Source organism: Tenacibaculum sp. Mcav3-52 (genome assembly GCF_022347665.1).
Taxonomy (GTDB): domain Bacteria; phylum Bacteroidota; class Bacteroidia; order Flavobacteriales; family Flavobacteriaceae; genus Polaribacter; species Polaribacter mesophilus.
The window spans coordinates 157078-173065 of record NZ_JAKRGE010000006.1 but is presented as its reverse complement, the minus strand read 5'-3'; the positions used below and the strand labels follow the sequence as shown (position 1 = coordinate 173065).

18 protein-coding genes are annotated in these 15988 nt (G+C 30.6%); 10 read left to right on the top strand and 8 right to left on the bottom strand.

Translation table 11 applies throughout. The features are described 5' to 3' along the window. The first annotated feature begins 33 nt into the window (after positions 1–33). Positions 34–906, top strand: coding sequence for a cation diffusion facilitator family transporter (locus MHM83_RS14690; protein ID WP_239180571.1), 873 nt, complete (start codon positions 34–36; stop codon positions 904–906). Next, entirely contained in the window at positions 896–1741 is an 846-nt protein-coding gene (locus MHM83_RS14685) for a hypothetical protein (RefSeq protein ID WP_239180569.1), read from the top strand. Before MHM83_RS14690 ends, MHM83_RS14685 begins: the two co-directional genes overlap by 11 nt. A gap of 40 nt (positions 1742–1781) precedes the next feature. Here the strand turns inward: MHM83_RS14685 and MHM83_RS14680 are convergent, their stop codons facing one another. Continuing rightward, entirely contained in the window at positions 1782–2414 is a 633-nt protein-coding gene (locus MHM83_RS14680) for a 7-carboxy-7-deazaguanine synthase QueE (RefSeq protein ID WP_047789407.1), read from the bottom strand. A gap of 86 nt (positions 2415–2500) precedes the next feature. Here MHM83_RS14680 and MHM83_RS14675 point away from each other — a divergent pair, with 86 nt between their 5' ends. From MHM83_RS14675 to MHM83_RS14660, 4 genes are all read left to right on the top strand, one after another. Continuing rightward, positions 2501–4021, top strand: a complete 1521-nt coding sequence (locus tag MHM83_RS14675; protein ID WP_239180567.1) for a helicase HerA-like domain-containing protein — start codon at positions 2501–2503, stop codon at positions 4019–4021. Positions 4022–4062: 41 nt separating this feature from the next. Beyond that, a complete protein-coding gene (locus MHM83_RS14670) occupies positions 4063–4623 on the top strand; it encodes a hypothetical protein (protein ID WP_047789409.1) in 561 nt (186 codons plus the stop codon). Between the two features lie 65 nt (positions 4624–4688). Further along, positions 4689–5231: a hypothetical protein gene (locus tag MHM83_RS14665; RefSeq protein ID WP_159611682.1), complete on the top strand. Its 543-nt coding sequence runs from the start codon at positions 4689–4691 to the stop codon at positions 5229–5231. 10 nt (positions 5232–5241) lie between these two features. After that, the gene (locus MHM83_RS14660; protein ID WP_159611680.1) at positions 5242–5610 is read left to right on the top strand and encodes a cupin domain-containing protein; all 369 of its coding nucleotides are present in this window, start codon (positions 5242–5244) and stop codon (positions 5608–5610) included. Here MHM83_RS14660 and MHM83_RS14655 read toward each other — a convergent pair. Together MHM83_RS14655 and MHM83_RS14650 are read right to left on the bottom strand one after the other, a co-directional pair. Next, positions 5578–6267 carry a ZIP family metal transporter gene (locus MHM83_RS14655; RefSeq protein ID WP_173360054.1) on the bottom strand — a complete coding sequence of 230 codons (690 nt, stop codon included), beginning with the start codon at positions 6265–6267 and terminating at the stop codon, positions 5578–5580. The two genes, MHM83_RS14660 and MHM83_RS14655, sit on opposite strands and share 33 nt — an antisense overlap. Continuing rightward, on the bottom strand, positions 6264–6989 hold the full coding sequence (locus tag MHM83_RS14650; protein ID WP_239180565.1) for a class I SAM-dependent methyltransferase: 726 nt from the start codon (positions 6987–6989) through the stop codon (positions 6264–6266). The genes MHM83_RS14655 and MHM83_RS14650 overlap by 4 nt, the downstream gene beginning before the upstream one ends. A 113-nt stretch (positions 6990–7102) precedes the next feature. Here MHM83_RS14650 and MHM83_RS14645 point away from each other — a divergent pair, with 113 nt between their 5' ends. After that, positions 7103–8284 (top strand): THUMP domain-containing class I SAM-dependent RNA methyltransferase, encoded by a 1182-nt coding sequence (locus MHM83_RS14645; protein WP_047790156.1) that lies wholly within the window; start codon positions 7103–7105, stop codon positions 8282–8284. Positions 8285–8371: 87 nt separating this feature from the next. Here MHM83_RS14645 and MHM83_RS14640 read toward each other — a convergent pair whose 3' ends face one another. The 5 genes from MHM83_RS14640 to MHM83_RS14620 form a co-directional block, all read right to left on the bottom strand. Beyond that, positions 8372–9142 (bottom strand): pentapeptide repeat-containing protein, encoded by a 771-nt coding sequence (locus MHM83_RS14640; protein WP_239180563.1) that lies wholly within the window; start codon positions 9140–9142, stop codon positions 8372–8374. A gap of 120 nt (positions 9143–9262) precedes the next feature. Beyond that, on the bottom strand, positions 9263–9535 hold the full coding sequence (locus tag MHM83_RS14635) for an HU family DNA-binding protein (protein ID WP_047789030.1): 273 nt from the start codon (positions 9533–9535) through the stop codon (positions 9263–9265). Between the two features lie 186 nt (positions 9536–9721). Then, positions 9722–10666 (bottom strand): methionyl-tRNA formyltransferase, encoded by a 945-nt coding sequence (gene fmt, locus MHM83_RS14630; RefSeq protein ID WP_239180561.1) that lies wholly within the window; start codon positions 10664–10666, stop codon positions 9722–9724. Then, positions 10667–12553 carry a RecQ family ATP-dependent DNA helicase gene (locus tag MHM83_RS14625; protein ID WP_239180559.1) on the bottom strand — a complete coding sequence of 629 codons (1887 nt, stop codon included), beginning with the start codon at positions 12551–12553 and terminating at the stop codon, positions 10667–10669. It lies immediately after the preceding gene. After that, a complete protein-coding gene (locus MHM83_RS14620; protein WP_047789027.1) occupies positions 12546–13088 on the bottom strand; it encodes an AAA family ATPase in 543 nt (180 codons plus the stop codon). Before MHM83_RS14620 ends, MHM83_RS14625 begins: the two co-directional genes overlap by 8 nt. Before the next feature lie 114 nt (positions 13089–13202). On the opposite strand from MHM83_RS14620, the gene MHM83_RS14615 reads away from it, so the two are divergent. The 3 genes from MHM83_RS14615 to MHM83_RS14605 all read left to right on the top strand — a co-directional run bounded on the left by MHM83_RS14615 (position 13203) and on the right by MHM83_RS14605 (position 15927). Next, positions 13203–13484: a DUF493 family protein gene (locus MHM83_RS14615; RefSeq protein WP_047789026.1), complete on the top strand. Its 282-nt coding sequence runs from the start codon at positions 13203–13205 to the stop codon at positions 13482–13484. Positions 13485–13730: 246 nt separating this feature from the next. Continuing rightward, on the top strand, positions 13731–14588 hold the full coding sequence (locus tag MHM83_RS14610; RefSeq protein WP_047789025.1) for a hypothetical protein: 858 nt from the start codon (positions 13731–13733) through the stop codon (positions 14586–14588). After that, positions 14551–15927: a peptidylprolyl isomerase gene (locus MHM83_RS14605; RefSeq protein WP_239180557.1), complete on the top strand. Its 1377-nt coding sequence runs from the start codon at positions 14551–14553 to the stop codon at positions 15925–15927. The genes MHM83_RS14610 and MHM83_RS14605 overlap by 38 nt, the downstream gene beginning before the upstream one ends. Positions 15928–15988: the final 61 nt, after the last annotated feature.

Here is a 15988-nt window from a genome sequence, read left to right as displayed (position 1 = left end):
CCTCATAAAAAGAGATTGTAATATCATAATTCAATGAGTAAAGAAGAGTTAGCTATAAAAACTACCTATTTTAGTATTCTAAGCAATACTAGTTTAGCAATTATTAAAGGATTAGCAGGTGTTTTCGGAAACTCATACGCATTAATAGCAGATGCAATTGAATCTACTACCGATATTTTTTCTTCTCTTTTAGTGTTGTTAGGGTTGAAATATGCGAAAAGACCCGCAGATAAGAATCACCCATACGGACACGGAAAAATAGAACCTTTAATCACTTTTGTAGTAGTAGCCTTTTTGGTAACTTCAGCTACAATTATTGCTTATGAAAGTATACAGAATATCCAAACTCCACACAAAACTCCTAAACCGTGGACGTTACTCGTTTTAGGGGCAATTATTATTTGGAAAGAAATATCTTTTCAAGTGGTTATCAGAAAGAGTAAAGAAACTAATAGTTCTTCCCTAAAAGCAGATGCGTGGCATCATAGAAGTGATGCAATTACCTCTGTAATGGCATTTATAGGAATTTCAATAGCACTTATTTTTAAAGATGGTTACGAAACTGCTGATGATTGGGCTGCTTTATTGGCTTCGTTCTTTATTTTATACAATAGTTACCTGATTTTCAGACCAGCTTTGGGTGAAATAATGGATGAACATGTATATGATGATTTGATAGATGAAATAAGAGAAAAGTCTATGGAAGTAGCAGGTGTTTTAGGAACAGAAAAATGCTTTGTTCGTAAAGCAGGAATGAAATATCATGTAGATTTACATGCCATTGTAGATAGTACTATTACAGTAAAAGAAGGGCACGATATTGCTCATAAATTAAAAGACTATTTAAGAGAAAAACTCCCAGACTTGGGGCATGTTTTAATTCATATAGAGCCTAATGAATATTAATAATAAATATTCTCCATATTGGATATTAAACCCTTTAACGAATAGAATAAGTATTAAAACTTATGGAGAATGGAGTTTTTTTTCATCCGAAGAAATTACAAAAGGGAAGTCCCCTTTAAATGATTTAGGGAGGAAGTTTTTTCGTTTGGCACATTATAAAGTAAGTCTTTATGATCGTAATTTATGGATTTTTAGAAACAAAAAATTTGATTATGATGACTGTTATAAGTTTTCTAGAATTTTAAAAGCAGTATCAGAAACATTTTGTAATTCTTATCTCTCTCAGCCTGGGGTTATTATTGAGTTTGATAATGGAAGTATAACCAAGCAACCAGCATCGCCAGAATATTATGAAACTATTGCTAACGAGAATTTTACAAACGGAAAGTTAATAAGGATTTTAAATATTACTGAAAGTATTTATGAAAAGAACTTGGTAGAATATTTGGCTGTTTTTGAATACTTAAGAGAAATTAAAAAGTCAAGTTTATTTATTTGTGAACTGGCTTTGTGGTCTTTTGTAGAACAACATTGGAAGGGTGAAAAAAAGAGTAACAATGAACTGGCTGAAAGTTTAAAGAGATTAGGGACAACAGTATATGATAGAAAAGATCCAGATTATGTAGAGTTTAAAAATAATCTTAAAACTTTTATTGATACTACGGGAGGAAAGAAGAAAAATTTATCAGACATGAGAAATCTTTTAGCTCACGGAACTTTCTTTAAACAAAAAAAGAATTGGAATAATAGGCAATGGAGTCTATTTGTTGAAATTCATGAATTTCTGTTTAATATGGTGCTTCTAGGTCTTGAACAGGAAATAAATAATTTTTAATATAAATCAAAAAAGCAACCTATTTAGGTTGCTTTTTTGTTTATGGTATATTTAAATATTTATGAGTTTGTAAGGAAATTTTCCATTGTGGATGCTCCATCACATAATCAATAATTTGTGGAGTCATTTTTTCCTTTTTACTCCATTCAGGTTGTAAAAACAACTTACATTTTTTACCAACTTTAGCGGCCTGTTCCTCAGCAAACTGAAAATCATTTTTATTATGAATAATCATTTTCAACTCATCTGCTTCTTGATAAGCACGTTCTAAAGGTAATTTTGTTTTTTTAGGCGATAAACAAAACCAATCCCAAACCCCAGAAAAGTCATACGCTCCAGAAGTTTCAATATGTGTTTTAATACCTTTTTCTTGAAGTTGCCCTGTAATATAGTCTAAACTCCACATTAAAGGCTCTCCACCTGTAATTACCACAGTTTCGGCATATTTCTTTGCATTTTCAACAATAATATCCGTTTTTGTAGGCGGATGTAAATTAGCATCCCAGCTTTCTTTTACATCACACCAATGGCAACCTACATCGCAACCACCAATACGAATAAAATAAGCAGCAGTACCAGTGTGTGCCCCTTCTCCCTGAATCGTGTAAAATTCTTCCATTAACGGAAGCATTTCTCCTGTATTAATTAACTCTTGTACTTCTTTTTTCAACATAAGAGTGCAAAGATAGGCAACATTAAAAATTAATGAATGATTTTTGTTACTTTTACGTGTTTTTATCACAAAAAAGGTCATAAATAATGAGTAAAACCGAAGAGTTTTTCAATTACATCAAAGAAGGCTATACAACAAAAGGAGAGTTTATTACGCTAGGAGCAGGAATGTTAGGAGAAGAAACTGTAACAAATGCTCATGTAAATATCCCTTTAAAAACATTAAACCGTCACGGGTTAATAGCTGGAGCAACAGGAACAGGAAAAACAAAAACCTTGCAAGTACTGGCAGAAAACATGTCAGAAAAAGGAATTCCTGTATTGTTAATGGATGTAAAAGGAGACTTAAGTGGATTAGCACAACCAAGCCCTGGGCATGCTAAAATTGATGAACGTCACGAAAAAATCGGAATACCATTTACTCCAACAAAATTTCCAATAGAAATTTTATCAATTTCAGAACAAGATGGAGTGCGTTTACGTGCTACAGTTTCTGAATTTGGTCCTGTTTTATTATCACGTATTTTAGATTTGACTGAAACACAATCTGGAATTGTAGCGATTATTTTTAAATATTGTGATGATAACCAATTACCGTTATTAGACTTAAAAGATTTCAAGAAAATCCTTCAATACATAACCAATGAAGGAAAAGAAGAGATTAAAAAAGAATACGGACGAATTTCTACCGCAAGTACTGGGGCTATTCTTAGAAAAATTGTTGAAATTGAGCAACAAGGAGGTGATTTATTCTTCGGAGAAAAATCATTTGATGTTGACGATTTAACTCGTATTGATGAAAACGGACGTGGTGTTATTTCTGTACTACGTTTAACAGATATTCAAGATAGACCAAAACTGTTTTCAACCTTTATGCTACAGTTACTAGCTGAGGTATATGAAACTTTTCCAGAACAAGGAGATAGTGGTCGACCAGAATTGGTGATTTTTATAGATGAAGCCCATTTAGTATTTGATGAAGCTTCAAAAGCGTTGTTGAGTCAAATAGAAAGCATCGTAAAATTAATTCGATCTAAAGGAATAGGATTATACTTCGTAACACAAAATCCAAAAGATGTTCCAGAAGACGTATTAGCACAGTTAGGAATGAAGATTCAACATGCCTTACGTGCCTTTACAGCAAAAGATAGAAAAGCAATTAAATTAGCTGCAGAAAACTATCCAGATTCTGAATATTACGATACTAAAGAGGTATTAACACAGTTGGGAATAGGAGAGGCGTTGATTTCTGTATTAAATGAAAAAGGAATTCCAACACCATTGGCACGAACCATGTTACGTGCACCTATGAGTAGAATGGATGTATTAACAGATAAGGAAATTAAACAAGTTTTAGATAATTCAAGATTAATCCCGAAATACAACGATACTATTGATAGGGAGAGTGCTTACGAAATGCTAAACGAGAAGATAGAAAAAGTCAACAAAGAAAAAACTGAAGAAGCACGCAAAGAGGAGGAAGAAAAAACAAGAAGAAAATCTTCAACACGTAGTAGAAGCACACGTATGAACCCAATAGTAAAGGTATTAACCAGTGCTACCTTTATAAGAGCAGCCTTTGGAATTTTGAAAAAAGTAATAAAATAAGAAATACAAGAAATAGACGTTTTAAATATAAAAGAAGACAAATGAGAACATTTATGAAACCTTTAGTTATCGCAGTAATATCAGTACTATTTATCCAGTGTGGTAATAGCAAATTTGATATTGCTAAAGGAAAAGTAGGAAAGTTAACAACGAAAACAACTGTTAACGAAATAGAAAACGTATTTAAGCAAGACTCAGTAGTTAAAGTATTAAGTGAAGGGGCTAAAGGAAATAATCTTTTTCAAGAAGATGATAAGTATTTAGTATATGAAAAAGGAGGAAAGCATTTACTAACAATTACTCCAAAAGAACAATTAGACTCTACGTCAACAATTAAGAGTATTGAGATTTTTGATGATCGTTTTAAAACAAAATCAGGAGTAAATATAAAATCTACTTTTCAAGAAATTAATGCAAATACTAAGGTAAGTAAAGTAGAGTCATCATTTTCATCAGCAACCTTATTTATTGATGATTTAAACGCAACAATAACGATTGATAATGAAGATTTAGGTTTAAAAGAATTTAGTACTCAAAAAGTAACCAAAGAACAAATTCCAGATTTAGCCAAAATTAAATCATTTACTATTTGGTTTAACTAAAATATTTGAAGCCGAAACATATGTTTCGGCTTTTTAATTAATAACAGCTATGTAATTTTTAAAAGATGGAAGTAATAAAAATAGCATTTTTTGTATTGGGAGTTTTCTTTGGAGAAAACAGTAGGATAGGAGCGGAGAAAACAACCGTTACCATAAACCCAAATAAGCAAACAATAACCATAGTTCAAGAAAACATATTTGCACTTATAGCGAATGAAGCAGATAGTATGCAAGTTAGTACAGAGCTAGAAAAGGTGATAGCAAGAAATTGGAGAAAAGAAATAGAAACCTATCCATCAAAATCATGTACTTTTTATGTTACTGATAAAGGGGATTTAAACGCAAAAATTATACTGAAGTATCCTTCTGAAAATGTATTAAGAGATTTTGCTTTAGATTTTAATAAAGAAGCTAAAGAATTCTCTTTAATTAATATCCCTGATTGGAATGTTGAAACAGAAGATGGAGCATTAAAAGGAAATTATTGGCGATTTAGTGCAGACGACAGCTTTACTTTTGTTGTTACTCCTTTTAAAAACATGCCTGATAAGTTTAAAGACGCTAAAAGAAATCTTGCTCCAATTTGGGAAGCTGAAAAGAATAGGTAAAAAATACATTATGAGTAAAAAATATAAGATTCAAAAAAGCCCGTTTGTAGTACCAACGACTGATGGAAAATTAATTGAAGAGCATTTTGGAAATGCTACTGATGGAAATTCAAAAGTAAGTATAGCACACATGATAGCACCTCCAGGCTGGAGTGAGCCTTTTCAAGCACCAGAATTTGAAGAATATACTTATATAATCAAAGGAAAAAAGCAATTCAATATTGATGGTGAAATTGTGGTGTTAGAAGCAGGACAATCGATTAAAATTGAAAAAAAGACACGTGTTCAATATTCTAACCCATTTACAGAACCCTGTGAGTATTTAGCAGTTTGTTTACCTGCTTTCTCAATGGGGTTGGTGCATAGAGAAGATAGTTAACAATATTCCTAAAATAATAGCAGCAAACTTTTGGTAGTTGAATTTATGGTTTTCCGTGCTTTCAAAAAGAATGATGGTTGAAATATGTAAAAACACTCCAACTATTAAAGCTGTAATTTCTGTATGGTATTGTTTTACTAAAAGAACGTTGTTAGATACTAAAATACCTAAGGGACTCATTAATGCAAATAAGGTTAAAAATAAAAAGACTGTTTTTTTAGAATACTTAGCATGTAATAAGAAGGTAGTTAAAACTATTGCAATAGGAATTTTGTGTACAACAATAGCCCATAATAAGTTGTCATCTGCATGATGAATAGGTAATCCTTCTGAAAAAGCGTGTACACACAAACTAATAAATAATAACCAAGGAAACTTAGACGAGTCAGAATGTAAATGTATATGTCCGTGTTCAGCACCTTTAGAAAAAGACTCTAATACCGATTGAATGATGATTCCCACTAAAATTAAAATACCAACTAATCTTGTGTTATTAGTGTAGAGATATACTTCTGGCAATAAATGTAAGATAGTTACTGAAAGTAAATAAGCGCCACTAAATGCTAATAATAAGCGAACGAAGGTATTACTAGGTTTTAGTGTAAAAACGAATAAAACACCTACTAAAACAGAGACAATTAGTAAAAAGTAACTCATTTAGCAACAATAATTAAGCGATCAGAAGATTGTGAATTAAACTCATTAAGACTGTAATCGCCAAAAACATGTGTTATTTGTAAATTGACACTACTAAAATATGATTGTAGTTTTTCTAAAGTTAAAAATTTTACACGCTCTGTATACGAGTGTGATTTTCCTTCAGCTGTAAAAGAAATATGTTTTAATATAAATCCGTCTTTAATTTCTTTTTTAATATTAAACTCAATACCATCAATAGTTTTTATTTCTTCTTTTATAAGTGTATTTTTTACTTTTTCAACATTTAAGAAGTCCAAGACAAATACACCGTTTTCTTTTAATCCGTTTTTAATACTTTTTAAAACAGCAATGTCTTCGTTATCATCTTCAAAATAACCAAAACTAGTAAAGAGATTAAATATAGCATCATATTTACTTTCAATAGGCTCTCGCATATCCCAAACTTCAAAATGAAGCGTGTCATTCTCAAACTGTTTGGCATGTTTAATACTATTTTTACTTAAATCACCACCCACAACGTCATATCCTAACGAGTTTAAGTATACTGCATGACGTCCTTTTCCACAGGGTAAATCAGCAATACGACTTAACTTAGGCAGTTGTAAGAAAGAAGTGATATTACGCATAAAAAACTGTGCATCGGCATCGTTTCTATGCTTGTATAAAATATGATAGTATGGTGTGTTAAACCACGAAGTAAACCAATCTGTTGTATTCATAATTATAAAGGTCTGCAAAAATACGCAAAACTTACGTTTTTTACATTCAAAGTAGAAAAGATTCATAACAACCCAAAATTAGCTGTACTTTTGTAATGAAATTTTACAGTTACATGGAAAAAGATTTTAAAATGACTGCCATAACCATGGCAGGTTTAGAAGGTGTTTTAGCAGACGAGTTACGTCAACTAGGAGCAATGGAAGTGAAAGAAGGAGTAAGGAGTGTTACTTTTAGAGGTGATAAAGGTTTTATGTACAAAGCAAATATAGCTTTACGTACTGCTATTCGTATTTTAAAACCAATTAAACGCAGTAAAATTTTTGATGAAGAAGATTTATACGAAGCAATTCAACGTGTAAAATGGGAACGTTTTTTGGATGTTGATGGAACGTTTGCGATAGGTTCGGTAGTAAATTCAAAAAACTTTACTTCAAATTCACATTATATTAGCTTAAAATCAAAGGATGCCATTGCTGATTATTTTATGCATAAGTATAAAAAGCGTCCGAATGTAGATTTAAAATATCCAGATGTAAAAGTTCATGTACATATTCACAAAGAATGGCTAACTATTTCGTTAGACTCATCAGGTGAATCGTTACACAAACGTGGATACCGAAGTGCTACGAATATTGCTCCGATTAATGAGGTATTGGCAGCAGGATTAATTTTACTTTCAGGATATAAAGGGGAAGAAAATTTTATTGACCCGATGTGTGGTTCAGGAACTATTTTGATTGAAGCTGCAATGATTGCGAATCAAATTCCTGCAAATATCAACCGTAAGCACTTTGCTTTTGAAAACTGGAAGGATTATGATGAAGATTTATACTTTGTTATTCAAGATTCGTTATTAAAGAAAATACGAAGTTCTCATTTCAAAATTATGGGGTTTGATAAGGCTCCATCGGCAGTTAGAAAAGCGCAGCAAAATATTATCAATGCTAATTTGGATGAGTTTATAGGAGTACATCACGTAAACTTTTTCAATTCTAAGAAAGAAGTATTTGGTAAAACTACAATTTTGTTCAATCCGCCTTATGGAGAGCGTTTAAATATTGATGTAGAAGAATTTTACAGAAAAATAGGAGACACCTTAAAGAATAACTATCCAAATTCAACTGCGTGGTTAATTACGTCGGATATTCAAGCGCTAAAGTTTGTAGGGTTACGAACGTCGAAAAGAATACCGCTTAAAAATGCAGATTTAGATTGCCGTTTTGTAAAGTATGAACTGTATGAAGGTAGTAAAAAAGCAAAGAAGAATTCTTCATTTAACGATGAAGAAGAATAAAAATAAAAACTCCGCTGAAAGGCGGAGTTTTTGTTTTTAGCGTAAGTATATTTTAACTCCTTTTATTATGAGAGGAGAGTATAAACCTTATCTTTTCATTAAATACTTATTAAAACTTTTTCCGTTTATTTTAGTGTATTTAGAGTCTATATCAAAAGCTACTTCCATTCCAGTAATATCAAACTCTCCTGATACTTTTGTGTACTTAATATTTAAGTCTTCTTCAAACTTTACATTTCTAAATGATACACCATCTTTAAATTCGGTATATTTAAAAATAGCACTTTCATTGAAAACAGAGTTTTTAAAGCTTACAAAACGGTTAAAATCTGCATACTTAAATGTAGCTGGTTCCTCAAAAGAGGTGTTTTCGAAAGTAATATCTCTATCAAATTTTGCGTACTTAAATGTTGAGTCACCTTTAAATTTAGTGTTAGAAAAGTTTGTGTTTCTCTCAAAATTTGAATATTTAAACATCGCTTTTTGTTCAAAAGTACAATCTTTAAATACAACAATATCTTCAAAATTAGCAACAAAAGTATATCCACTTTTCTCATGAGGAATGTAGGCTAAAACATCATCATCAAAAACACAATTTACAAAAGAAATTTTATTTGTAATTTGTTTTTCAACGGTGTTAGATCCTCCATTATTCCACCAACTTTTTCTTTTAGGTAATTTAGGTAACGCTTCATTCATAAAAGTAAAGTCTAATGTACCTTTAATAGTAGTGTTAGAAATTTCTATTGCTTTTCCGTTTTTAACATCTCTCATAATATCAGATGCATTTATAACTTTTTGAGCAAAAGCAGTTGAAAAGCAAAGTAAAAGTCCTGTAATAGTAACTATAATTTTCATTTTTAATGGTTTTTTAAGTTCTATATAAAAGACAACTAACTTTTGGTTTTTGTGACACTCAAAAAAAAAACAGTATTTAGTTGCCTAAATACTGTTAGTATATTTTCTTAAAAGAGGATATTAGTTTACTGAGTCACTTAAACCAGCACCAGCTTTAAATTTAACTACGTTTTTAGCAGCAATTTTTATTTCTTTTCCTGTTTGAGGGTTTCTACCAGTTCTAGCAGCTCTCTTAGAAACAGACCAAGTTCCCCATCCAACTAAAGCAACTTTATCACCTTTCTTTAAAGTATTAGTTACGTTAGTAGTTAAAGAATCTAATGCAGCTTTAGCGGCAGCTTTAGAAATTCCTGCATCAGCAGCCATCGCATCGATTAAATCTGATTTGTTCATAATTTAAATAGATTTTAAAATTAATTAATATTTTTTTGCTTCAATAGCTCAACAAATATAGACGGAACGTGAGATTGTGCAAGATTTGACTTGAAAAAAATACTCTTTTGTTAATAAGTTACCTTAAATTGTTAATAACCACTCATCTTTTTTTGTTAAAAACGCTAAAACCCCATGGATAAAGGGCTAGAGAACTTTTGCATCTTTTTCGAATTGAAAACCGTTTAATAAACTCTGAACATCCATTAACTTTTTACCAGAAATTTTAATTTGATGAATATTTAAGTAACCATCTGTAACAGCAATTTTTAACTCCTTTTTAGTGGTAACGATAGCACCAACCTCAAGATTATGAGAAGTAGGGTCTTTACTAACTCCGTATATTTTAGCAGAAAGTTCATCATCTCCATTTACAATGGTAGTCCAAGCAGCAGGATATGGATTTAACCCGCGAATATGATTATAAATATCATTTAAAGATTTAGACCAATCTATCTTACAGTTATGAGGGTACAATTTGGGAGCAGATTTCTCTTCTAATTCAGGTTGTTTAGTAGTTGTAACATCTCCTTTAGCAATTAAGTTTAAAGTTTCAGCAACTAGTTTAGCTCCTAAGTGCATTAATCTGTCGTGTAACTTACCAACAATTTCATTTTCTTTAATAGTTACCTCACTTTGTAATATGATTTCTCCTGTATCAATTTTATCATCAATAAAGAAAGTAGTAACACCTGTTTTCGTTTCGCCATTTATAATTGCCCAATTAATAGGTGCAGCACCACGATATTCTGGTAATAATGAAGCATGTAAATTAAAAGTACCATATTCTGGTAGTGCCCAAACGGATTTAGGTAACATTCTAAAAGCAACAACTACTTGTAAGTTAGCATCCCACTTTTTTAAATCTTCTTGGAATTCTTCGTTCTTTAAGTTTTTGGGTTGAAGAATAGGCAAGTTTTGAGAAAGTGCATATTTTTTTACAGCAGATTGATTAAGCTTACGACCTCTACCAGCAGGTTTATCTGGAGCAGTAATAACTCCTACTACATTATAATCATTCTCCACTAAATGCTGTAAAATGGTAGCAGCAAAATCAGGAGTTCCCATAAAAACGATGCGTAAATCTCTCATTTATTTTAAAAAGTATTTATTGTTTTTTGTGTGTATTTTTTCTTCGGAAAGAAGCTCTCGCAAAAGTATTAAAATGTTCGTTTCTTTTTCATTTAATAGCGAGCAGATTTCAGTAACTGTATAGGTTTTTTCTTTTTGTAAGTTAGAAAGAATATCTTTTTGGCTTATACTAGTTTTGTTTTTTCTTTGCAAACAAACATCACAGATTCCACAACTTTGAGAGCTGTGTTCACCAAAATAGGAAAGAAGTTGTACGCTTCTACAAACCGAATTGTTTTCTACAAACTGAAGTAAGTCTCTATTTTTTTGTTTTTTCTGTTTAATGTATTGTTTAATGTTTAGAGAAATTCGGTTGATGGTTTTATCATCTTCTCTAGGGTGTAAAAAGAAAAGTTCCGAATTGTTAGTAGCTTTTGTATAAGCTATTAATTCTTTTTGAGCTAACTTTTCTAAAGTATTGATTACGAACCAAGAGGTAGTACCTAGCTTTTTAGCAATGTAAAATTCATCAATTTTTATAAGGTTTTCAAAAATGCCACCATACATACGTAAAATTTGTTGGACAAAATTTTTAATTTGAGAGTTTTGATTTGTATGTGATATAACTTGTTTGCTTGAGGCTAAAAACTGAACTGTAGATTTTTGTTGGAAGCTATGATTTAATTCAATAATGCCATTATTATTGAGTATTTGAAGAGCATTGAATGTTTTATTGGGGATGAAATTATACTTATTACAAAAAGCTAAAAAATTAAAATCGAAAGCAGTTTCGATTAATTCACCTTTTGCAATTTGAAAATGTTGATATAGTTTTTGGTGAATAGTTTTTATTTCATCAATGGTTGGTAATGATTTTTCAAATAATTCACTACTTAAAGAAATATCACTATCGTTAGTTAATACTACAGAAAAAGACTTTACTCCATCACGTCCACCACGACCCGCTTCTTGAATGTAGTTTTCAATAGAAAAAGGTAGGTTAAGATGAATAACAACTCGAACGTTGGGTTTGTCTATTCCCATACCAAAAGCATTGGTAGCAACTATAATTGGAGTTTTCTCTGTCATCCAATTATCAAAAGCTAACTTTTTTTCTACAGGAGAAAGGCCTCCATGGTAAAAAGAACTTTTAAATCCATTAGCATTTAAGTAACTACTAATTTCTTTCGTTTTACTACGAGTATTTACATATATAATTGAAGGAGCTTTTGTTTTAGTAAAAATCTGATTGAGCTTACCAAGCTTGTCTTCAGTTTTAAAAATTTGATAGGCTAAATTCTCTCTAAAAAAAGATTTTTTGAAAACGGTAGGTTTTTCTAATTCAAGAGAAGAAACAATATCTGAAATTACTTTTTGAGTTGCCGTAGCTGTTAAAGCAATTATAGGGATTGTTGGTAGTAACTCTTTTAAAACAGTAATCTCTTGATAAGAAGGACGGAAATCGTGCCCCCATTCAGAAATACAATGTGCTTCATCAATAGCTATTAAGTTTACATTTAGTTGCTTTATTTTTTCTTGAATAAAACGAGATTGCAACCGTTCAGGTGAAATGTATAAAAACTTAGTATTTCCAAACCGAATATTATCAAAAAGTGTAATAATATCGTCTTGTGAGCTTCCAGAAGATATTAAAGTAGCTTTTATGCCTTTATCAATAAGATTAGCAACTTGATCTTGCATTAAGGCAACTAAGGGAGAAACTACTATACAAACTCCTTCCTTAACCAATGCGGGTACTTGAAAACAAATAGACTTTCCACCTCCTGTAGGCAGTAAAGCAACAACATTATTTCCTGCTAAAACTTCAGTAATTATTTCTTGTTGCGGTTTTCTAAAAGAAGTATATCCCCAATAATGTTTTAATATTTGTAGCAATTTATCATACATCGTGTTTTAACGAATGTAAAATAAAATCACAGCGCTCTTGTACCGAACCAAAAGGAACATCAATAATATTATAGCCTACTTCCTCGTAAGCTTCTTTTAAAAAGGTATCTATTTTCACTGATTGCTCGAAGGTTTCATAACGTTCGTTGTCAGATTTATAAATAGCCTCCCAAGGAGCGCACATAAATACTTTATTGTATAAATATTTATTGCTTTTTTTAATAAAAACATCTGGGTAGTCAGAACCTAAATAATTCATATAAGCGTGTACATCAGGAATCCCTCTATCAAAAAAGATAATCTCGGCATCACTTTGGTGAGCTTCTAAGTACTGTTGCTCTCTTCCTTCTAATAATAGTTGGCTAAATAATAAAGGTTGCTCTAAAAAAAGTTGATCAATACCATCTTTTTGAGCTTTAAGTGTAACCTCTCTTGAAATCTCTGGCATACATTCATACCCACGTCTAATAAATTCTCTTAAAATAGAGGATTTACCTGTGCCAGGACCACCTATTAAAACTATTTTTTGTTGCATGGGGCAAAAATAAAAGTTTCAAGTTATAAATATAATAAATAGTGTAATTTTGTGCATCATCACTACATGCTTTAAATTTTTGATGAGTTTTTATAAAATAGTAATTTCTGAGTTATGCAAGATAGAGAAGCTTTTTACGCAAAATTAAAATCACAATTAGAAGATACCACAACGTTTCCAGCTAAGTATTTATATAAATTTATTGTTCCTACTGACGGTAGTCAGGAGAAAGAAGTACAAGACTTATTTAATAATGCTGGAGCAGTTATCAATACAAAAAAATCTAAAACAGGAAAATACGTAAGTGTATCAATACATATTACAGTAAAGAGTTCAAACGAAGTTATTTCGTATTATAAAAAAGCAGAGGCAATAAAAGGTATTATTTCTTTGTAAATTTATAACAAAAAAAGTTTTACACTTTCATTTTTGGATGTAGTTTTTCTTTTAAAAAAAGAAAAATTATGGCTAAAAACCTTTTACTAAGCTAAAAGTATGGCAAAGAACTTGATGCAATAAAAAAGATAAGTAATTATTTCTAGTAAGGAAAAGAATGATAAAAAAGCTATGAAACAACTATATGGTTAGAGTAAGAAAAGGGGATTAATAAAATTTAAGAATACGTTTAACCAATAATACAAAGTGAGAAAATATATTTTTTTAACAACATTATTTATAATCGTTTCATGTGATCTTGTTAGTTTAAAAACTAAAAGGGTTACGAGTGAAAGACCAATTGCTACTGTTTATAATAAACATCTATACAAAAAAGATATTGCTGGTTTATTGCCAAAAAATCTTTCACCCAAAGATAGTTTAGTTATAGTAAAAGGTTTGATTAATTCTTGGGCTAAACAAGAATTATTGTACATTAAAGCAGAAGAGAATATCTCAGAAGTAAACAGTGAAGAAATACAAAACTTAGTTAACGATTATAAAAAGAGTTTATACATTAACGGCTATAAAGAACGTTTGATAAAACAACAATTAGATACGGTTGTTACTGAGGAAGAAATAGAGTTGTATTATGAGGAAAATAAAGAGAATTTTAAAGTAAGTGAAGAACTTGTACAATTTGAATATGTACATTTTGGTAAAGATTACCTGGATAAAAAAGAAACAATAAAGCAGTTTAAGTCAGAAAAAGAAGAGGATAAAGAAGATTTAGAAAGACATTTATTAAATTTTAAATCATATCGATTACAAGATTCAACTTGGGTAACTTTTGAATATTTAAAGAAAAAAATTCCACCTTTTCGTAACGAAACGAAAGAAAACTTGTTAAAAATATCAAAATTCATACAAAAAGAAGATAGTTTAGGAGTATATTTGGTCGCTGTAAAAAATATGTTACCACAAAACGCTACGGCTCCACTGAGCTATGTAAGCGCTAGAATAAAACAGATTATTTTACATAAAAGAAAATTAGAATTAATACGAGATATTGAAAAAACGCTGATAAATGATGCAATTGAAAACAAGAACTTTAAAGAATATTAGTATAGTATTTACGTTGTTTTTAGCAGGCTTAACAACAGTTAATGCACAAGGAACAAAAGTAGATGGTGTTGCTGTGGTGGTAGGTAAAAACATTGTTTTAGATTCTGATATAGATAAGTTTAAGCAAGAAGTAGAGTTAAGAAGTGAAGGAAAAGTAAAGATATCTGACTGTGAAATGTTAGAAGAATTAATGCAACAAAAACTATTAGCTCATCATGCAATTATTGATAGTGTAACAGTATCTCAATCTGAAATTGATAGTAGAGTAGATAGAAGTATTGCTTTTTTTACACAAGAATATGGAAGTGAAGAAAAAGTGGTTGAAGCTTATGGTTTTAATGATGTTGAAGATTTAAAGAAAGAACTAGGTAGAGTTCAAAGAGAGAATTTACTAATAGAAAAAGAACAGCAAAAGATCACTGAAAATATTGACGTAACTCCAGAAGAAATTCGCATCTATTTTAAAGGATTACAAGATAAGGGAGAGCTTCCTGAAATACCAGCTGAAGTTCAATTGCAACAATTAGTAGTTAAAGCAGAACCAACAGAAGAAGAGAAAGAGCGTGTAATAAACAAATTAAAAGAAATAAAAAAAGAAATAGAAAACGGTGCAAGTTTTAAGTTGAAAGCAATTATTAACTCAGAAGATCCAGGAGTAGCTCAAAATGGTGGGAAATATGTAATTACAAAAGATAGTCCATTTATTAAAGAGTTTAAAGAAACAGCATTTTCATTGGATGTAAATCAAATCTCAGAGCCTATTAAATCAGCCTTCGGATACCATATACTTCAACTGCATAAAATTAAAGGTAATCAACGAGAAGTATCTCATATTTTAATGCAACCTGAAGTTTCTGATGAAAAATTAAATGAAACTAAAGAACAAATAGAAAAGATAGTAGCTGATATAAAAGAAGAGAAAATAACTTTTGAAGAAGCTGTAAAGAAATATTCTGAGGATGAAGAAACAAAAAATAGTGCAGGTATTATAATGAATCCTTATACTCAAGAACCAACTTTTGAGTTAACGAGAATGCCGCCTGAGCTATTCGCAAGAATTAGTGAGTTGAAAAAAGGTGATTTGTCTGATATTTTTTATGATGAAACACGAGAAGGAGAAAAAATGTATAAAGTAATTTTATTAAAAGATAAAACAGATACACATAAAGCTGATTTAGTAGATGACTATGTAAGAATGCAAGAATTTGCTCTTGCTAAGAAAAAAGAAGAAGAAATTACAAAATGGACCAAGGATAAAATCCAAGAAACTTACCTAAAATTAAGTAACGATTATAAGAAGTGTACTTTCAAGAAAGATTGGAAGAAAGAAAACAAATAAGAAATAATAAATTTAGTATATTGTCATTCCCGCGAGAGCGGGAATTTCATTTTATAAAAGT